This window comes from Paenibacillus sp. MER 180 (assembly GCF_023713665.1).
GTDB lineage: Bacteria > Bacillota > Bacilli > Paenibacillales > Paenibacillaceae > Paenibacillus_B > Paenibacillus_B suaedae.
The window spans coordinates 411,015-430,572 of sequence record NZ_JAMAVT010000004.1; the positions used below are offsets into that span (position 1 = coordinate 411,015).

Annotated in this window: 16 protein-coding genes; 3 read left to right on the top strand and 13 right to left on the bottom strand. The window is 49.1% G+C overall.

Annotated features, from left to right (window positions below; translation table 11 throughout):
- Positions 1 to 12: 12 nt before the first annotated feature.
- Genes M3661_RS09165 through M3661_RS09175 form a run of 3 tightly spaced genes read right to left on the bottom strand, consistent with a single transcriptional unit; the run spans position 13 to position 3,315 of the window.
- Complete coding sequence (locus M3661_RS09165) at positions 13 to 468, bottom strand: M67 family metallopeptidase (RefSeq protein ID WP_251483935.1); 456 nt, start codon at positions 466 to 468, stop codon at positions 13 to 15.
- Positions 440 to 1,984 carry a hypothetical protein gene (locus tag M3661_RS09170; protein WP_251483937.1) on the bottom strand — a complete coding sequence of 515 codons (1,545 nt, stop codon included), beginning with the start codon at positions 1,982 to 1,984 and terminating at the stop codon, positions 440 to 442. Before M3661_RS09170 ends, M3661_RS09165 begins: the two co-directional genes overlap by 29 nt.
- A 35-nt stretch (positions 1,985 to 2,019) precedes the next feature.
- Positions 2,020 to 3,315, bottom strand: a complete 1,296-nt coding sequence (locus tag M3661_RS09175; protein WP_251483939.1) for a hypothetical protein — start codon at positions 3,313 to 3,315, stop codon at positions 2,020 to 2,022.
- Positions 3,316 to 3,422: 107 nt separating this feature from the next.
- Between M3661_RS09175 and M3661_RS09180 the strand changes: the two genes are divergently transcribed.
- Together M3661_RS09180 and M3661_RS09185 are read left to right on the top strand one after the other, a co-directional pair.
- Positions 3,423 to 4,085, top strand: a complete 663-nt coding sequence (locus tag M3661_RS09180; RefSeq protein WP_251483941.1) for a BMQ_0737 family morphogenetic spore coat protein — start codon at positions 3,423 to 3,425, stop codon at positions 4,083 to 4,085.
- 81 nt (positions 4,086 to 4,166) lie between these two features.
- Positions 4,167 to 5,153 carry a CgeB family protein gene (locus M3661_RS09185; protein WP_251483943.1) on the top strand — a complete coding sequence of 329 codons (987 nt, stop codon included), beginning with the start codon at positions 4,167 to 4,169 and terminating at the stop codon, positions 5,151 to 5,153.
- A gap of 157 nt (positions 5,154 to 5,310) precedes the next feature.
- Here the strand turns inward: M3661_RS09185 and M3661_RS09190 are convergent, their stop codons facing one another.
- Positions 5,311 to 5,658 (bottom strand): DUF1360 domain-containing protein, encoded by a 348-nt coding sequence (locus M3661_RS09190; RefSeq protein ID WP_021262087.1) that lies wholly within the window; start codon positions 5,656 to 5,658, stop codon positions 5,311 to 5,313.
- A gap of 157 nt (positions 5,659 to 5,815) precedes the next feature.
- Between M3661_RS09190 and ytxJ the strand changes: the two genes are divergently transcribed.
- Positions 5,816 to 6,190 (top strand): bacillithiol system redox-active protein YtxJ, encoded by a 375-nt coding sequence (gene ytxJ / locus M3661_RS09195; RefSeq protein WP_251483945.1) that lies wholly within the window; start codon positions 5,816 to 5,818, stop codon positions 6,188 to 6,190.
- Positions 6,191 to 6,326: 136 nt separating this feature from the next.
- On the opposite strand, the gene selD is transcribed toward ytxJ, so the two are convergent.
- From selD to M3661_RS09240, 9 genes are all read right to left on the bottom strand, one after another.
- Positions 6,327 to 7,397, bottom strand: coding sequence for a selenide, water dikinase SelD (selD, locus tag M3661_RS09200; protein WP_251483948.1), 1,071 nt, complete (start codon positions 7,395 to 7,397; stop codon positions 6,327 to 6,329).
- Positions 7,398 to 7,602: 205 nt separating this feature from the next.
- Positions 7,603 to 9,153 (bottom strand): 2-isopropylmalate synthase, encoded by a 1,551-nt coding sequence (locus M3661_RS09205; RefSeq protein WP_021254480.1) that lies wholly within the window; start codon positions 9,151 to 9,153, stop codon positions 7,603 to 7,605.
- A 138-nt stretch (positions 9,154 to 9,291) separates the two neighbouring features.
- Complete coding sequence (ilvC, locus tag M3661_RS09210) at positions 9,292 to 10,284, bottom strand: ketol-acid reductoisomerase (protein ID WP_021254479.1); 993 nt, start codon at positions 10,282 to 10,284, stop codon at positions 9,292 to 9,294.
- A 185-nt stretch (positions 10,285 to 10,469) separates the two neighbouring features.
- Positions 10,470 to 10,967, bottom strand: a complete 498-nt coding sequence (ilvN, locus tag M3661_RS09215) for an acetolactate synthase small subunit (RefSeq protein ID WP_028531812.1) — start codon at positions 10,965 to 10,967, stop codon at positions 10,470 to 10,472.
- On the bottom strand, positions 10,967 to 12,712 hold the full coding sequence (ilvB, locus tag M3661_RS09220) for a biosynthetic-type acetolactate synthase large subunit (RefSeq protein ID WP_251483962.1): 1,746 nt from the start codon (positions 12,710 to 12,712) through the stop codon (positions 10,967 to 10,969). The genes ilvN and ilvB overlap by 1 nt, the downstream gene beginning before the upstream one ends.
- Before the next feature lie 680 nt (positions 12,713 to 13,392).
- Positions 13,393 to 14,889: an ADP-ribosylglycohydrolase family protein gene (locus tag M3661_RS09225; protein WP_251483964.1), complete on the bottom strand. Its 1,497-nt coding sequence runs from the start codon at positions 14,887 to 14,889 to the stop codon at positions 13,393 to 13,395.
- A 109-nt stretch (positions 14,890 to 14,998) separates the two neighbouring features.
- On the bottom strand, positions 14,999 to 15,979 hold the full coding sequence (locus M3661_RS09230; protein ID WP_251483966.1) for a carbohydrate ABC transporter permease: 981 nt from the start codon (positions 15,977 to 15,979) through the stop codon (positions 14,999 to 15,001).
- Between the two features lie 16 nt (positions 15,980 to 15,995).
- A complete protein-coding gene (locus M3661_RS09235) occupies positions 15,996 to 16,910 on the bottom strand; it encodes a carbohydrate ABC transporter permease (RefSeq protein WP_021262096.1) in 915 nt (304 codons plus the stop codon).
- Positions 16,907 to 19,555, bottom strand: coding sequence for a DUF5696 domain-containing protein (locus tag M3661_RS09240; RefSeq protein ID WP_251483968.1), 2,649 nt, complete (start codon positions 19,553 to 19,555; stop codon positions 16,907 to 16,909). Before M3661_RS09240 ends, M3661_RS09235 begins: the two co-directional genes overlap by 4 nt.
- Positions 19,556 to 19,558: the final 3 nt, after the last annotated feature.

Consider the following 19,558-nt stretch of genomic DNA (forward strand, 5'->3'; position numbering starts at 1 on the left):
TGATGCGATTCCTTAGAGCGCATCATGCTTCGTGCCATGTGTTACAATTCTTATTGACTCCGGTTGTGCTTGACGCCCCTCAATCCGATAACTGCGTACGCGAGGACGAAGCCGTGACAAAGATATAATGATGTACGAGCACGGATACACAGCATGCTCAATGTCGAAGACGGACGGGTATGGAACAGAGGCTGGATGAGAGTGAAATACAGCGAGCAGCTGTTCTCCACTCCCCTCCATGTGCTTCAGTGCATGATCCAACTGCTCCATATCCATCGTAAATGATACCGGACTGCGGTCAATATTATCGATAATCCAGCAGCGGTTAGCAAGCCCGTCTTTTCCTGACAGCAGTCCACAAGCTTCCAGTGGCTTCTCTTGCAGACAATGCCCTACCATCTCTCGATATGTGTTCTCCGTTAGCTGTAGTCCCACAGCATTATGATTTGTCGGTAGACGATTGTTCACGTTTCGCCCGCTCCCTTTGCATGAGCAATAGATCTTGAGCTGGATCTTTCGGTCTACGAGGCTGGCTCGTTAATGATTGTTGATTCATATAACTGAGCAGTGAGCCAGATTGCTTGCTTGCTCCGTCTGCACGTTTTACCGTATTGGCATGAAGCCATGTAAACGTCGAATATGCTGAAGCCTGCCGCTTCTTGTCTTCTACTTGTTCCTGCTCTCGTCTCTCCAATTCAACCAATTCAGCTAGCCGTTCATGGTGGGCTTGCTCCTTAACCCCGATCGACCTGCTATCTGATTGCTCTCCCTTATACAGTTCATCGGCTTCAACCACCGTAGGAGAGTCATACATATTCTCTTTATCTTCCCATTCATATTCCGCTACCAACACGCTTCTGTTCACGAACATATCGTCATCATAACCGGTGTCATTAAGGCTCTTCTCGATATCTACTGCTTCTTCAACATCCGCTTCCTGCCAATCGTCTCCCGAAGGTTCCTCATTATCTTTATACTTTTCCCAATACACTTGCTCATTCAACTCATTCCCATGCTCAAGCTCATGCACACTTACTCGTTCTTCACTGTGCTCAACGGCAGCTGTCCCTGAACCCTCATAAGCGGAACGCGCTTCTTGAGCAAGCCGTGCCTCTCTATGCCCCCGCTGCTTCGAGTGTTCGTGCGGTTCCAGTTCATCCCTGCTTGAATTGTCTACAGATTGATGCATATTAGATACATCCATGAATGAGGTCTGCACATGTGGAGCCGTAGCCTCTTCCTCCCGCAGCGATGCAATGTCTTCAGCGTGCCGCACCTCAGTAGTAACGGGACTTGCTTCATTCTTCCTATCGGATTCAAATCCCTCACCATTATCCATTGCTCGAAGCTTCTCAATGACATCTAGGATCGGAAGATACGAGAAGTAGGAGGCAGCTGCGCGAGTGATTCCATTGCCGAGCTGCACAAGCTGTTCCGAAGACAATCGCAGGAACCCGCCGTATGTGAGTGCCACCGAAGTCCATGATTGCCCTGTCAGCGATATCTGATAATTCGATCGATCCTTCCAATTCAAGGTGGCTCCACGGATAGGCAGCTCACCGTGCTTCAACATATTCATAATAAGTAATTGGGCCAACTGCTTGCTCTGCTTACGATGATGGAAATAATAATGCACACTTACCTCCATTGCATCATCCGGCACTGCTGATATCCATATCCCCTGCCGCTGATGATTGGATTCGCTTAACAGCTGCTTGCGCGTATCCTCTGAATCCACAATCGTGACCCTCAATCCAGCTTGGGACAGCGTGGACTGTATCGGATACAACAACCGATCCACAATCTCCGTCATCTTACTCTCCAGTACAACTCTGCACCCTTCAAGCGGGTTCATAATATCGAGCACGCCTTGTCGTTTGTCCAGATGAAATGTGAACGAGTACTTGCCCAGCAGCTGGTATACATCAACTAACCGCGTCTCCGCAATCTTGCATAATGGCTTGCCATTCAACTGAATGTGCATTCCATGCCCCTCCCTCTTGTATGTACTCACTAACGTCATTGTATGAGGCGAATTCCGAATGGTGCCAAATTGGAACCAACGGCATGCAACTGCTCCAATACGCGAACCTGCTCCCGCTCCATCTCTTCGATAAATGATTCCAATCGTTGCAGCGCATGCTCCTCTTGCAGCAGACGTTCTTCAAGCAGCATCATCTCTTCTTGCCATGAAACAATTCGTCCAGATGCAAAATCATGCAGTACGCCTAACTGCAGTTTGGCATAATGAAGCAATACATCATCCTGTATAGAAGGGCCCATTGTATTCATGGTCAAGAATGGATGGAACAAATCAATGAGTTCGACCGGACGGAAGCACGGGTACCCGATGCCAACAAGCGACACAGGCACATGATCATGTTCAGAGCTACGAACCCCTTGGATGATGCGAAGTCTCGATTCCCGTGCGAACGGCACTTCCATAAAGGTCCCCCAATCTTTCCCTCCGTTGCTTGAATAAGCACAAGCTAACCAGGAGGAACCTGTAATCGAGAGAAACAGACCATGTTCTCCTGCGATAATAAGTCGAGGAACGAAAAATTGATTCTGAAAAAATACCTTCAATGGGATACAGGAATTCGTAACTTGTCTGCCTCGTGCACAATATACCGTAGCTGTGACTCCGTTGTGTACGACCCACGCGAGATACGGATCTCCTTCCCTCGCCGCGGATATTGTAATGCTCCAACTCTGCCCTGCTTGCGCAGAAGAGAAGACGTGTTGCCATTTTGCCTCCTCTGATTCCATATCGAGCTCGAGCAGCATTAGCTGCTGTCGATTCGTATCTCCATGTCGGATCAGGAACAGCCCATATAAAGTCCCTGATTCACTTATATCGCAGCTTGCTTGTTCAATATGTACATTGACGCCATAATCTTCGTGAACATAGGAAAAAGCCCTCTCTCGCCACCTCCCCTGCTCAACCTGTCGAAGCACATACGTAAACTTCTTGTTCAGTATTGTAGTGAAGCCGAAATAGAGGGTTCTGCCAAGGTTAAAGAGATACGGATTCGATGAGCTGGGATGCCTGCTTATTCGCAATTCTTGCTTTTCATCTGCACGCGCGTTCACGCTGCAACGTGCATAATAGATACCCGATTCATAAGCCATCAACATATGTATATGTCCATGAAGCAGAATGGCGCTGAACTGCTTCACGGTACTGCTGAACCTCCATAGGTGCTGCTTGACCAGTTCAACTCCGCGGTATAAGGAATGAAGCAGCGACCCATCGGATTGAAGTTCTACCCAATGCACGCCTTCTGAGGAATATAAGCAAACTTCTTGCCTCACTGCGATCCCCTCCAAATTATTTTATGGGGGTGTCACCTTTTCTAGATCGCCCCCATAGACTGTATTGAATTTGAATTCAGATTCTATAAAGGAGGCAGGAAACATTCATGGAGAGCAAGTTAGTTCAAGGGCAAACAACGCCCCCCGAATATTTGCCACTACCCTCTTTGGAATGTATAGAGGTTCCTAAAGTATTCGATTGGGTGTTGTTAACGACGCAAATTGTTGATGAAGCCTGCATCGATCCAGCTATCTGCTTGCCATTGCCGGCTTCATTCAGCGTTCAAGCAACGGTACTGACAGTAGACTGCGGCGAGAAAGTCGGTTCGATTAGAGAAAATGTAGTGGTCACTATTGGTGGCACACCAGTTACTCTACAACGTGTTGTCATTAGGAAAACAGGAACGTACGAAGTCACGATCATTGATACTACTGTCGTCCCTAACGTAGTACATTGCACATTTACGAAAACATTTGTACGCTTCGAGAAAGTCCTGTTGTGCGCGCCTCCGGGAACTACTGTGTCTTGCGACATCGTTCCGAACACAACAACAATTGAAGTTCTCGATATTGTCGACAACTCTTGTGTCAACGTGGATATCGTGATTTGCCAAAGCATTCAAGTAACAGCGCCTGTCAAGTTAGTCGTTGAAGCTGAGCTGTGCCAACCTCGGGCAGTGATTCCAGTCCCTGAGAGCCCTTGTGTTGTCACATTCCCGCAACAATGTCCTACTATCTTCCCTGGTGCACCTTATCCGTTCCCATCATAATCAAAATGCTGATCGGCTTGGGGTGGTGGCTAAAACCATCCCCTTTTTTATTCTGTCGATGACAGGAACGAGGAGGGGCTAATGCGGCTATATTACATTGCTTCCGGTTATCGGAGGCCAATTGATATCCTCGATAATGCGCTCATGAAGGCTCTGTACGGCCAGTGTCATGAGAGCAAAATCTTTCTATTGAATCGTGCACCACTTCAGCAGCTTCTTCCCGATATCCGCGAATTCAGGCCTGAGTTCATCTTGACCATTTGCGGCCCGCGCTCTTTTCTGCCTGTTGATCAGGTTCGCAGCATACGGAGGATGGGTATTCCAATTGGCGTGTGGTTCGTTGATGATCCCTACGCCATCGACAATGCGCTGCAAGTAGCGGCCGAATACGATATCATCTTCACTATTGATTCTGGTTGTGTCCCTTACTATGAGCGCCACGGCTGCAAGCGAGTTCACCATTTGCCGCTCGGAACAGACACCGATATCTTCCGTCCCTTCAACGCTCATCCTTCTTATGAGAGCGACATCTGCTTCATCGGTACAGGGTACGATAACCGACTCCGTATGATGCAGCAAATGCTGAAGGAGCTTGATCCTGGCTTGCATGTGAAGCTTGTCGGACATTTCTGGGACACCGTAAATTGGTCGGGTGGTTGTATCCCTCACCTGCGAACCAAGTGGGTCAACTTCTCTGAGACGCCCCGTTATTACAATGGTGCCAAGCTTGTGCTGAATATTCACCGCAGCGAAGATGATACGTTAATTGATAAAAATAAGACAGGTGCTCCTGGTTACACCATTAACAATCGCACCTTCGATATTGCGGCATGCCGGCGTGCACAGATCATTGATTATCGCCCAGATATTCATATGTTCTATGAACCAGGCGAGGAATTGCTATGCTTCGAATCGCCGAAGGAATGTGCCGAGCTTATTCATACGTACCTCTACGAAGATGCCAAGCGGAGCTCCATCGCCTCTCAAGGCTATGAACGAACTCGGGCAGAGCATACATTTGCGAAGCGTCTGGAGCATTTGTTGAGTAGAGTGCGGGAACTGGAATAACTCGTTCACCACTTCGATTAGCAAGTTCCGCATTTTCTATCAACTCTGCTATATCTTATGATGCGGCTTTCGAAATCTTGAGAGACAACAGCCTGATAGACGAGGAAATGTGCAACAAGCCCGTGGATAGAAACCTAGCATATAGAAGAGGGTGCTTTTAGCCTTTGACAAAAGACTCCATAATCCCGGCCGCACCCGCAATAGCAAGCAGGAGAATAACCGGAAATGCATAAGTGGGGATGAGAAGGTAACATGCCGTGATAAATGCGGCAGACCATACACCCGTACACCAATAACAAGTAAGCAGTTTGCGCATAAAGGCATGAAAACGGCCGCCTTTTTCTTCAATCACCGCAAATATAGCTCCATTCTCATCCGTATGATATCGCTCCTCTACAAAGGGTTTGCGAATGAAAGAAGTAATTTCATCGAATACGATGAGTCTAGTTAGGCGATAGCTCGCCAAAATAAGTAATGTCAATGACAACCAGGATATGTTATGCATAGCAGTCCCCCTTAGCCGCGCGTATCACTCATTCGATCAGTTTCATTGTATGGACTTCTTGACAAGGATAGAACTGTTCCCTATCACTGCCTTGGACATTACATAGCTCCACCCTCCCTTGCAGCGGGAACAACAATCAGAAGGAGGAAGAAGATATATGCAGGCACTCCCTATCATCGCTACCGAGGAGCAGCTTATCAGCTTGATTCAACAGACAGATGAACGTCCGTTGTGGCTCTATAAGCACAATACAAACTGCGGTTCGAGCAGAGTAGCTCACCTCGCGCTGAATCAATTTTTGACTCGTTATCCGCATGTATCTTCCCGCTTCTCCTACGCTGTCGTTCGTGTCCTCGAAGAGAAGGCGCTGTCTGGCAAAGTAGCGGAACTATTGCAGACTCCCCATAAATCCCCGCAAATTCTGCTTGTTTACAAGCAGAAAGTCGTATGGAATTCGTCTCATCAGCAGATTAACTCTGTACAGCTGTCACAGCTTGCACAGCACTTTCTACAGCAGAATCCTTCGCTCTAAAGTAAGTTGCCATTTCCGTTGGCGCCTTGCCGAATTCACTTGCTTACATCAAAATACCGCCAGGAATGGAGGATAACCTCTCCTCTTCTCCTGGCGGTATTTGGTACACGTATTCTCTATTTAACTCTGATTGTTGTTATCTACCGACGAAGCTGCCCACTACATGAATCTTACCTGGATGCTCGGCCACCACTTCACCGATGCACACCGCTTCTACACCACGAGCTTGCATCTCATGAATCATCGCTTCCGCATCGCTAGCTGCAACAGACAAGAGCAGTCCACCTGATGTGACTGCATCACACAGCATCCACTGTGCAATCTCATCAAGTCGCTCGTCGAATATAACTTGATCCTTCACATGATTATAGTTATTCTTCGTTCCGCCCGGTACAGCACCGTTCTCAGCCAGTTCACGAACGCGTGGCAAGAATGGTACGTTCTCCGCGTGAATAACAAGTCCTGCCTCGCTGCCTGCTGCCATTTCTGTACTATGGCCGAGCAAGCCGAATCCCGTAACATCGGTACATGCGTGGATCTCGTATCCGGCCATTACTTCAGCTGCCGTCTTATTGAGTGTCGTCATCGTCCGTGTTACCAGCTCAATTTCTTCTGGCTGAAGCAGCTCACGCTTCAAGGAAGTTGTCATGATGCCGACACCAATCGGCTTCGTCAACACCAGCTTGTCGCCAGGTTTAGCCCCCGCATTCGTCAGCACCTTGTCCGGATGAATGATGCCCGTTACGGCCATGCCGAACTTCGGTTCCGCGTCATCAATGGAATGACCGCCAACGAGTGTTGCTCCCGCTTCCTTCACTTTATCTCCCGCTCCGCGCAAAATGTCTGCCAAGATGGACTTGTCCAGCTTCGAAATTGGGAAGGCCACAATATTCAATACCGTGAGCGGCTTGCCTCCCATTGCGTAAATATCGCTAAGTGCATTCGCAGCGGCAACTTGACCGAACGAATAAGCATCATCGACAATCGGCGTAAAGAAATCAACCGTTTGCACTAATGCCATGTCGTCATTCAACCTGTACACGCCTGCATCATCGCTTGTATCCAAACCTACGAGCAAATCTGGATGCTTCTCTGTCTGCGGTAACATGCGCAATACTTGAGACAGATCGGACGGCCCTATTTTGCAGCCGCATCCTCCTTTGCTTGACAAGGTTGTCAATCGAACCGTTGATTGTTGTTGATCCATCACTTTATCCTCCCATCGCATTAGGCGAATTTCTTCCATTCGTGCGTATCATACATAACTCTTTTATTGTAACATATCCGCACAATGCGATCGTTCCTATGAAAATTCGAGTGTCTTCCACGATCCGTTCCATTTACAATAAAAAACTGCCCCTACAGCCAATTCAAGGCTTGTGGGGCAGCTTCCATTACCTGCTGATATTCACTTAGACAAGTCCAATTTTGTCGCGACGACTGGCTGTACCTTGCTTGCGCTTCTCAATCAGTCGATTGAGCGCATCGACATAAGCACGTGCACTCGCTTCGAGAATATCTGTACTTACACCACGGCCAAGCACAGATATTTCATTTTGTGCGAGAACGACATGCACTTCACCGAGTGCGTCCTTGCCGTGCGTGACCGACTTAATGGAATAGTCAACGAGCTCAACATCTTCCTGCGTAGCTTTGTCGATTGCCTTGTAAATCGCATCAACAGAGCCATTGCCTTCCGACTCTTCCTCAAGCACACTGCCTTCCCATGTTACGATACGCACTTTCGCAGCCGGAATTGCTTGGTTCCCGTAAGCGACGTATATCGTCTCGAGCGAGTACACCTCAGGCGTATCGATCAGTTTCTCCTCGAGTATGGCCCGGATGTCCTCATCCGATACTTCCTTCTTCTTATCTGCCAATTCCTTGAACTTGGCAAAAGCCCCGTTCAGCTGTTCTTCATCCAAGTCATAGCCAAGATCAATCAACTTCTCACGGAAGGCATGACGGCCAGAATGCTTGCCGAGCACGAGTTTGCTTTCCTTAAGTCCGATCGTCTCTGGCGTAATAATCTCATACGTTGACCGTTCCTTCAGCATGCCGTCTTGATGAATGCCGGATTCATGCGCGAAGGCATTGGCGCCCACGATCGCCTTGTTGCCTGGGATCGGCATGCCTGTCAGCTTGCTGACGAGTCGGCTCGTACGCGCAATCTCAGACAAGACGAGCGAAGTCTTCGCCTCATAGAAGCTCGATCTCGTATCAAGCGCCATTGCAACCTCTTCAATTGCAGTATTGCCTGCACGCTCCCCAATACCGTTGATCGTCCCCTCGATCTGATCTGCACCGTTCAAGATTGCAGCGAGCGCATTGGCAGTCGCCATTCCCAAATCGTCATGGCAATGTGCACTAAGCTGAATCGTCTCGATTCCCGGTACATTCTCCTTCAGCGTCTTGAATATATTGCCGTACTCATACGGAGACAAGTATCCAACCGTATCTGGAATGTTCACAACGGTAGCTCCTGCTTTAATCGCCATCTCTGTCATTTGGCATAAGAAGTCGATCTCCGTACGGCCCGCGTCCTCTGGAGAGAACTCAACTTTGCTGAAGTACTTCTTCGCATAACGAATAGCTGCTTCAGCTGTCTCAAGAACCTGCTCCTTCTCCATGCGGAGCTTATGCTTGCGATGAATTGGCGAAGAGGCAAGGAAGAGATGCAAGCAAGCATCCTCTGCACCCTTCAGCGCTTCATAAGCTGCATCAATATCCGGAATACGGGAACGGGACAGGCCGACAATCGTAGATTGCTTCACCGCTTTTGCCACTGCATTCACGGCTGCCAAGTCACCAGGAGATGCCGCAGGGAATCCCGCTTCGATGCGGTCGACGCCTAGGCGCTCCAATTGAAGCGCGATTTCAAGCTTCTCCTTCGTATTCAGGTTCACGCCAGGGGACTGCTCTCCATCCCGAAGCGTCGTGTCAAAAATATAAATTTTGCGCACCGGCTGCACCTCCTTCTGTAGTCTGTGGAGCTTTACAAGTATCAGTTTATGTTCAAAAAGCCCATGAATAGCACCGAAAAGGCTGCAGTATGGACTTTTTGAACTACATATATGAGATTAAAGCTTACTTCTTACTTCTTATTTCTTGATCCAGTGCATCAATTCACGCAATTGACCGCCAACCACTTCGATCGGATGGTTTGCTTCGTTGCGGCGAGTTGCTGTCAGGAACGCACGGTTCGCTTGGTTCTCCAAGATGAAATCGCGTGCGAACTTGCCTTGTTGGATGTCGGACAATACTTCCTTCATCGCCTTCTTCGTCTCTTCGGTTACGATGCGTGGACCTGTTACATAGTCGCCGTATTCAGCCGTGTTGCTGATGGAGTCGCGCATTGTAGCCAGACCTCCTTCATAGATGAGGTCAACGATCAGCTTCAGCTCATGCAAGCACTCGAAGTATGCCATTTCAGGAGCGTAGCCTGCTTCTACCAATGTTTCGAAGCCAGCTTTGATCAGTGCGCTTACACCGCCGCACAATACTGCCTGCTCACCGAACAAGTCTGTTTCTGTTTCTTCCTTGAAGGAAGTCTCGATAACGCCTGCACGTGTACAGCCGATGCCCTTCGCGTATGCAAGACCGATAGCCTTCGCATTGCCAGTTGCATCTTGCTCGATTGCGATAAGACCTGGAACGCCGAAGCCTTCTACATACGTACGGCGTACAAGATGTCCTGGGGATTTAGGAGCTACGAGCAATACATCGTTGTCTTTCGGTGCTACGATTTGACCGAAATGTACGTTGAAGCCGTGAGAGAACATCAAGGCTGCGCCTTTTTTCAAGTTCGGCTCGATTTCATTTTTGTATACAGATGCTTGCGTTTCGTCCGGCATCAAGATTTGAACCACATCAGCACGGGAAGTAGCTTCGCCAACGGACAACACTTCGAAGCCGTCTTGACGAGCTTTGTCTGCAGATTTGCCTTCACGAAGACCGATTACCACTTGAAGACCGCTGTCACGCAGGTTTTGCGCTTGAGCATGTCCTTGGCTTCCATAACCGATAACGGCGATAGTTTTTCCTTGCAGTACGTTAAATTCAGCGTCATTTTCATAGTACATTGTAACTGGCATAAGTATGAGTCCTCCTCTTTCTTCCTATATAAATAGTGTGTAGTAATCTCCCCCGAATGAGGCGGGTATTTCAAGTGACAATCACGGGCCTCTTACAGCTTCCGCTTGTCCCCTGAGATACCCCCTCATTCGAAGGCCGTTATTCGATTCAATCCATACGTGTAGGAATAAGTCCAGACGCTTCCTTACTTATCTGTTACTTGACCGCGAATCAAGGCTGTAACTCCTGTGCGGCTAACCTCACGAATTCCGTATGGCTCCAGCAGTTGAATCATCGCTTCGATCTTCTGCGATTCGCCGACAACCTGCACCATAAGCGTGCTTGGCCCAATGTCGACGATGGAAGCGCGGAACGTCTCCACGACGCCAAGAATCTCTGGACGTACGTGTGGCTCAGCCTTCACCTTAATGAGTGCAAGTTCACGAGCAACCATTGGCTGGGAGCTTAAGTTGAGTACCTTGATCACGTCAACGATCTTGTACAGCTGCTTCTCGATCTGCTCCAGCATATGGTCATCTCCCGTGGTCACAATGACCATGCGGGAGAGACCTTGCTCCTCAGAAGCACCTACAGTAATACTCTCAATGTTGAATCCTCTGCGGCCAAATAGACCGGAGACACGCTGCAGAACACCTGGCTGATCGTTCACGATGACGGCAATGGTATGTTTGGTTATGTTCATCATTCACAATCCCCCATTATCATTTGGTCAATCGTGCAGCCCTGCGTTACCATCGGGTACACATTCTCGTGCTTGCGAACAACGAATTCCACAACCGCTGGCCCCGGTGTATTCAGTGCTTCCTGCCATGCCTGTTCTGCTTCCTCTTTGTTCGTCGCGCGGAATCCTCTTACCCCGTAAGCTTCCGCGAGCTTCACGAAGTCTGGGCTTCCAGCAAGGTCAATATGGCTGTAGCGATTGTCATAAATAATTTCTTGCCACTGGCGAACCATCCCCAGCACGCGGTTATTGATGATCGCTACCTTGACCGGTATATTGTTAATCGCACAGATTGCAAGTTCCTGCGCGCACATTTGCATGCCGCCATCGCCATTGATCGATACAACGGTACGATCCGGGAAGGCCATTTGCGCTCCGATTGCGGATGGGAATCCGAATCCCATCGTTCCAAGGCCGCCAGAAGTAATCCAGGAGCGCGGATGATTGAAGCGATAATATTGCGCTGACCACATCTGGTGTTGTCCGACATCTGTCGTAACGATGGCTTCCCCTTTGGTCGTATCATTGATCAGCTGGATGACCCATTGCGGCTTCAGTTCTTCATCCGAATCGATGAATTGCAGCGGTTTATCCGACTTCATCTGCATGATGCGAGCGCGCCATTCATCCGCATGGTTTGCACGTGCTGCTGTCTTATTGGCTAGTTCCAATGTAGTACGAATATCGCCTACAATCGGAATGTCCGTTGGGACATTTTTGCCGATTTCTGCCGGATCAATATCGATATGGACGATTTTCGCATGTGGCGCGAAACCTTCAAGCTTCATCGTCACTCGGTCATCGAAGCGAGCCCCGATGTTAATGAGCAAATCCGCCTGCTGAATCGCATTGTTCGCTGTATAGGTTCCATGCATGCCAGGCATGCCCATCCACAGATCATGACCGCTTGGGAATCCGCCAAGTCCCAGCAGCGTTGTCGTTACTGGAATTTGTGTCTTGCTCACGAATTCATACAGTTCTTCATGCGCTCCAGAATGGATAACTCCAGCTCCCGCGAGAATCACAGGTGACTTCGACTCTTCGATCGCTTTCAGCATTTTATCGACTTGATATTTGTTCGGCTGAACGTTAGGGTTATAGCCGCGAATATTTACAGTTGATACCGGTTCGAACAGCGTCTTCGCCGCCGATACATCCTTCGGAATATCGATGAGAACCGGTCCCTTGCGTCCTGTGTTCGCAATGTGGAATGCCTCGTGAATGACACGCGGCAGATCCTTAACATCGCGTACCAGATAGCTATGCTTCGTAATCGGCATGGTGATGCCTGTAATGTCTGCTTCTTGGAATGCATCGGTGCCAATCAAGGTCGTCGCTACGTTGCCTGTAATAACAACGAGCGGAACCGAATCCATATAGGCAGTAGCAATTCCTGTAACCAGGTTTGTCGCGCCTGGTCCCGATGTTGCGATACATACACCGACCTTGCCGCTTGCACGGGCATATCCGTCCGCTGCATGAATCGCTCCTTGCTCGTGCCGGGTCAGAACGTGGTGGAAATCCTCACAGCCGTGCATGGCGTCATAAATATAGAGCACCGCGCCGCCTGGATATCCGAACACACACTCCACACCTTCCAACAACAAGCTGCGAAGCAAAATATCCGAGCCTGTAATGACTTCAGGCTGCATCCATTTCTGTCTTAATTCTTCTTTTGACCTCATTGCCGTACGATGTGAGCTCATTCGACATCCTCCTTACGCATATTTACTCATTTCCATACTCGGGCTCTAGGTTACATTTGTGAAGATATGTCTTGCCTGGCCAGGCACATACTATGCCAACTCATCACATGAAGATGAGAAATGAGAGAGTCAGCAAATACAAAAAAACCTTCCATCCCACGCAGCAAACTGCTGCATTAGGGACGAAAGGTTGTGCTTCCGTGGTACCACCCGCATTCATTTCATATCTCGCAATATGAAATCTCAGCAAGTATTCGTATGCCATAGACAATAACGAATACTCATAGCGTCTAACGCGCGCCCTACGATTCTCCCTACTCGCATGATAGAACGATACATTCCAGCGTCCTAATCATCTGTTCAGGAGAACAGCTCCGAGGTGAGCTCGCATATAAGGGGTTAAGGCGTCGGTTTCAGCAGAACCTCCGACCGCTCTCTGTTCATAAGAGCCCTTACTACTTCGTCCTCTTCATTGCCGTTGGTATTATGTGTCATGTTTCAAATGTTTAGAAACATTATATTCCTACACCTATCAGGAGTCAATAGGGCATTCTTTATTTTTTTGTTTTGTGAATCATTATGGATTACTGATCATTTTTGCATGATTGTTCCTGTTTTCGCTCAGTGGACAGTTTATATCCGAACTTTTTATTTGATAAAACAAAATAATATACGCCTTTTCACTTCCCTACTAAAGCGTTTTCAATCCCCCTGAACAATACAACGGAACGATGCGCTAACGCAGTGAAATCAATAGGATGGAACCCTTCGACATCCGCATATAAAGTATCGTTCAATGGCTGCACGAAATGTGCGGGAAGTTGCTGATGTCCCATAGAAGCCCCTAAAATGGAACCTACTGTCGCTCCATTGCAATCTGTATCGAATCCACCCAGCACGGACGTTGTTACACCACACGCGAAATCTCCTTTAGAAAAAATCAACGAAGCAGCAACGAGCGCGGCATTGTTATTGGTGTGCACCCATGAATAATGTCCGAACGAGTTCCAAATTCTCTCAGCTACTTCCTCTTCACTCTTCGACGTCTTGCCAATCTCAATCGCCTGGGCGATATCAGCAGCCAGACGCGACGTGTCTGGAATCTGAGCAAGCCCCGCCCGAACAATGCGTTCAGGATCCGGTTCATAGAAAGCCGCAGCGATCATTGCTGCTACGAACATAGAACCATAAATTCCATTCTTCACATGGGATAGGGAGGCATCACGCCAAGCTAGCTCTGCTGCTAATTCCGGTCGTCCAGGAGCAGAATAGCCGTATACATCCGCGCGAATCTGGGCGCCAATCCATTCCCGGTAGGGATTCAGGTGCATACGCACTCGTTCCCAGTCTACTTCCCGCTTATTACTGGAAGCTGACATCTTGCAGTCCTGCACGGCGGCCAGCTCCTGCTCTAAATTCACGAAGGTCATGCATTCAGCAGTGAATACCTGCTTTAGACTGAGCCGTTCCAGCCATACCGCTGCGACATGCTCCGTCTTCAGTTTCAATCCATGGCGTTCCATTAAGAGCTGACTAAGAACCGCGTAACGCATATCGTCATCCGTCTCCATGAAGCGAATCTGCTCGAGCTGGCTGTCTGGAAAGAAAATCCTCAGTTTCTCACCTGGACGAAACTCAATAGATGATGCGCGCGAATGTCCCGGCACGTAATTCCGAAATGGCCAAGCATCGGCATCTTGAAGCCACGTTCGAATCCACTTCCAACCCGGAATTCCACCCGCTCCGTCGACAAATGGAGGCACCTCTAACGGTTTGCCGAGCGCACAGCCGATTGCGCGCCCAACCCATGCCCCATGGAAACGATCATGCCAGAACTCGTCATCCCGCAGTGCCGATTCCCGTTTGAGCTCCTCTTCTGAGCGAAATGGAGCGTTCGTAGGTCTCAGCTCCCGGATGCTCTCCAAGTCAGATGGCTCAGTAAAGGGGAAATCGCTGCGAATGCGGCGATTGGACATGTCGCAATACAGCTTTGCAGCAGCCTCCTCATCATGCGAATGATGATGGATCCAGTCCTCTAAGGCTTCCGCAATGCCCTGTGTCTCCTTTCCTTCTTCGATCATCTGCTTCCATTCCGCCTGCAGCAACTCGCTCCAGCTTCCATGCGCCCAATTGTGCTGGATTTCCTCAGCCTGCATATGCATATTCCCTTTGCACATAACTCCATCTCCTCTTCTTCTAAGGCAGTAATCCCCTTATATAGTAAACACCCCATCATTCTCGTGCATGCACATTACTCGTGCTGCGGAAAAGGTATGGTTTGTAATACTATCCGACAAGACCCGTACGCTCAACACTCTCAACAAAATACTTCTGGGCAAATACATACAAAATGATCATTGGTATCATGACAAGCAGTGCTCCTGTATTCATAAGCTGCGAAATATAGGAAGGATCTGTCGTAATCCGCCCTAATGCCCCTGGCATGCTGGCAAGCGTCGAGGACAGCACCTGCGTATAATTCATATATAGAGAGACATAGTAGTTGTCATTCCACTGCCAGACGATTGAGAACAGCAGCACCGTTACGATGGCCGGCACGGTATTCGGAATAATGACTCTCCAGAACGTACCGAGAACCCCTGTTCCATCAACATAAGCGGCTTCCTCTAACTCCTTCGGTAGGCCGCGGAAAAATTGACGGAAAATAAAAATGAACAACCCGTTTTTCATCCCCATTGCTAATGTAGAGGAAATAAAGAACGGCCAATAGCTTTCCAGCAAGTTAACCCCTTGCTTGCCTGTGAACAGCTCATAGAGACCAAATATATCGAAGAATCGATAATTCAAATACGTCGGGATCATAATGGTCTGCGGCGGGATGACAATCGTGAACACTACTAACGTGAACAGAATCCCCCTTCCCCTAAATTTCAGCCGCGCGAAGCCGTATCCGGCTAAGGCGCAGGAGACCATTTGCAGAACGGAAGTCCCTAGACTCAGCATCGTAGAATTCCAGAACGCGGCGGGATATTCCAGCATATCAAATGCCGTCTTGAAATTGTCCCATGTAAAATGACGCGGAATCCATACGATCGTCGTATCAAACAAATCCATCCGATCCCGAATCGCCATGGACAGCTTCGTAATGAGCGGGTACAGGATGATGTAGCAGATCCCAACGATAAGCAAGGTTCGCGCACAAATCCACAGCCACTTCTTCATCTGGTCAAGGGGACGAACTTCCGCATTCCATCGTTCCATACGTCGACCTATTGCGTCTGCCTTTTGTCTTGCGATAGATGACATGCTTCTCTCCCCTTTCTCAGTCATAATAGAAGACCCGTTTGGAAATAAAGTAGACACACGCTCCGAGCATAATAGATACGATAAGAAAATATGCCCAAGACATCGCTGAGCTTAAGCCAAAGTTATTCTCCCTAAACGCCATCCGATGAATATAACCTGTAACTCCATTATTCGTGAACGAATCTACGACCGTATAGACCGTATTTGTCAAAATAAGCGGCGACATCATCGGGAATGTAATCTTCCAAAATGCTTCATAGCCCGTTGCTCCTTCAATCTTGGAAGCCTCATACAAGGAAGGCGATATGGACTGCAGCCCAGCTAAAAATATCAATATTTGCACACCCGACGCCGCTACAATGTAATAGATGCGATCAACAGCGCTAGTCAGATAAAATACGATATCGCCGCTCATCCCCATCTCTATCAGCAAAGAACGCAGTCCCATACTGCGAAGTCCTGAGAAATTGCCCTCTACGCTTGATGCAACATCCCCTAGCATCTGGGCAAGATAGTTCGAGCTGTCTATGCCCTGAATAACACCGGAAGCAAGCACGACCGGCAGGAAGAAGATTGCACGGGCAAGCATTCTCCCGCGGAACTTCTGAGAGAGCAGCACTGCTGAAAATAAGCTAAAAAAGATAATTAGCGGCACATTCGCTAGCATGTTCATTGTCGCTTCAATCAAGAGCCGATTGAAGTTGGGATCAACGGTGAATGCTTTTGTATAATTTTCAAATCCAACAGATGACAGCTTGTAGCCCGTCTCTGTCAGACTCAAATGGCTTATGCTGAAGAGCAGCGATCGTACGAGCGGAACAGCCATGAGGAGCAAAAATCCGATCAACCATGGTGCGATAAAAAGCCAGCCAAACATCGCCTTCTTTCGTTCAAGCGAGGGTCTTCTTCGTTTTCCAATCGACAGCTTCACTTGCTCCCCTCCTCAATGCGATAGTTGGCCGCTTCCACCGCCGCTCCGCCTACCTCAACAGGCGCATTGCCGTAGTTGACGATGACGCGCACACCATTGCTGTAAGTTGTCTGCACTACCTCATCCGCCAGGCGCTCATGCTTGATCATGAATGCATCGCCAACCTTATGGTGCAGCTCATTCAACTGCCGGTACGCAGAAGCTGCTTCGTCGAGCCATTGCGAATACTCTGCGGCGAAGAAGTCATCCCACATCGTATCGCGGAGCTGTTCTGTACTCGCCGCAAGCCAGCTGAAGAATACATTAGAACCTGTCTCTACCGCTTGCAGCATCCGCCTGTTCACATCCTGATTCTCCACCCCGTTAAATGCTTCACCTGCATAAGGAATCAAGCCATGCATAACCATCGAATAGAAAGGAATCATCTCGTCCGTTATCTGAAATCTGTTGCTCTGCATCGGTGCGCGGACAATCTGGCTCGCATAAGGAAGCACATACGCATTGCCGCCTTGCAGCATGACCTTGCCCCGATCCGCCGCTTGCTTCAGCGCCTTGCTGACGAAGGCAATCGACTTCTGACGCAATATGGGTTCATTCAGATTGAAGTTGGAATAGATCTCGCTTCCTGAATCCTGAATAGAGACACCATCATCCGCTGGCAGCTCTGCATGCGCCAAGTAACGGCTCATGACGGTTGGGTACAACGCTGGCGACAATAATGAATGGGAGAATGCTTCGTAATTTTTCTTGAAATTAGCTGCGTTGAATCGGAAGAACTTCAACGAGATTCGGCCAAGCGATTGTACGCTGTCCTTGGTTGCGTTCCACCCATCATCATTGTATACGCGTCCAAGCGAGAACTCCGGATACAAGGTTCCCCCTCGGGCCTGCAGCTGTTCACGCAGCCGGTTCAGTCCATCTCTTCCACCCAGCTCACGAACCGCCTTCACGTTGTTCGGCAGCTTATGCTGAATGCCTCCGTTCATCCATCCGGCATAATTCATCTGAATATTGGAGACTCCCCTAGCTGCAAGCTCCTCCACCATCTGACCGGCTTCATCGAATGTGGTGAGCGGCACTGGCGAATCATAAGAAACGCCCAAGAAGGTCTTTACTTTAGAAATCGAACCGATCGCCTCTACGTAAAATGGCGCATCCGCTGGCTTAACAGCCTTATCAGCCTGTTCGCGCAGCGGCTTCAGCTGGTATTTGCGCATCAAATAATCCCGGTATGCATTCGCCATCCCCGAATATCCTGCCTCTTCGCGATTCTGGAACATGTAGCGAATTTGCAGCTGTCCTGCGTATGGCTCTGCAGGCGTCTTAATAAGCTCCTCCCTGGCATTCAGCATCACTTTGTCCTTCGGCAATACGGTGAACTGGGGGCCAATCCAGTTATATTCATGCTGCCTTCCACTGACATCTGCATAAAGGGTCGACATCGCATCTCCGTCCTCGATGACCGCTAGAAAAGAGCTCGTGTCCCGCTTCATGCCGTAAATAGGCATACGAACCGTCTCATACGTATTCAACTGCTCTGTCTTGAAGAAGCTTGGATCCTCGCCATATACAGGAAGGACTAATCCTTGCGCGTAGTTCTTGCCATTATTGAAATGAATAAGTGAGCCCGAACCATCCGGCACGAACAAATAGCCATTCTCCTTCTTACCTGCCGCACCGAAGGAGGATAGAACATCGAGGGTATGCAGCCGGTATGGGGGCTGCGCCTTGATTGCCGAGGCATCCACACTCACCAGCAGGTGCTCCCCATCAAGCTTGTAGCGAAGCGGCACCGTAAAGGATGCACTGCCTCCGCCCTCTCCTTCAATTACACCGTTCTGCTCATTGTCGGACTTCAGATCCTCTTCGGTATATCCAGCCTTCTCAATCAGATCAAGCACTTTCTTGAGCGCTGACTTCGGAATCTCTCTACGTTCATAGATCCCCGTATCCTCATTTAGACGGAAGCGGGTCAACATCTGATTCCGTTCCTTCTGGTCGAGCTTATTCAATATTTTCTCTTCCAGCCGCTGCTTGCTAATCTTGAGTGGAATCACTTCTGCGCCGCGTTCCGGATTACCAAATTCATAGACGACGGTCATGCCGTCCGACTCCGATTGGATGGTGAAGGTCTTATGGACAACACTGTCATTGAAGCTGTCATAATCCTTCGTCTGTCCATTCGGCATTAAGTAGGTAAGCGACAGTTGGGCGCCAAGCTTGCCCTTGATTAACGGGCTGGCCATACCGTCCGAGTCTCGATCCTGTGGATTCGTCCACCACACCGCAGCGCTTCGCAGATCGACGACGGCAGCTTCTGCCGTGCTTTTGTTTACGTACAATTCCAGGACATCTGTTGCTGCCACTCGTTCCAGGCCAGCTACCTGTTGCCGGGCTGCAGACAACTGGGCATTCGATGCCAGCGCAACCGTTCCCTTGATCGCTCCTGGCGATGTGGATACACCGAAGTCCGGCATCGCTGCATCTCCCGTGCGCGGCAGGCTTCTTGGTTGGAACAGAACGAACAGGAGCAGCAGCACAGCCATAATCGCCCCAGCTATGCCTATGGTTCTCCATTTCCACTTCCGTCGCCGTGTGGGTGCGACAGTTCCAGAATCACGAGACTTGCGTAATGAGATTTTCAAGTC

Bases quoted from the DNA above. Each gene is read 5' to 3' on its own strand.
- M3661_RS09170 (WP_251483937.1), bottom strand. From the start codon at position 1,984: ATGCACATTCAGTTGAATGGCAAGCCATTATGCAAGATTGCGGAGACG.
- M3661_RS09180 (WP_251483941.1), top strand. From the start codon at position 3,423: ATGGAGAGCAAGTTAGTTCAAGGGCAAACAACGCCCCCCGAATATTTG.
- M3661_RS09185 (WP_251483943.1), top strand. From the start codon at position 4,167: ATGCGGCTATATTACATTGCTTCCGGTTATCGGAGGCCAATTGATATC.
- M3661_RS09190 (WP_021262087.1), bottom strand. From the start codon at position 5,658: ATGCATAACATATCCTGGTTGTCATTGACATTACTTATTTTGGCGAGC.
- ytxJ (WP_251483945.1), top strand. From the start codon at position 5,816: ATGCAGGCACTCCCTATCATCGCTACCGAGGAGCAGCTTATCAGCTTG.
- selD (WP_251483948.1), bottom strand. From the start codon at position 7,397: ATGGATCAACAACAATCAACGGTTCGATTGACAACCTTGTCAAGCAAA.
- ilvC (WP_021254479.1), bottom strand. From the start codon at position 10,284: ATGCCAGTTACAATGTACTATGAAAATGACGCTGAATTTAACGTACTG.
- ilvN (WP_028531812.1), bottom strand. From the start codon at position 10,967: ATGAACATAACCAAACATACCATTGCCGTCATCGTGAACGATCAGCCA.
- ilvB (WP_251483962.1), bottom strand. From the start codon at position 12,712: ATGAGCTCACATCGTACGGCAATGAGGTCAAAAGAAGAATTAAGACAG.
- M3661_RS09225 (WP_251483964.1), bottom strand. From the start codon at position 14,889: ATGTGCAAAGGGAATATGCATATGCAGGCTGAGGAAATCCAGCACAAT.
- M3661_RS09230 (WP_251483966.1), bottom strand. From the start codon at position 15,979: ATGTCATCTATCGCAAGACAAAAGGCAGACGCAATAGGTCGACGTATG.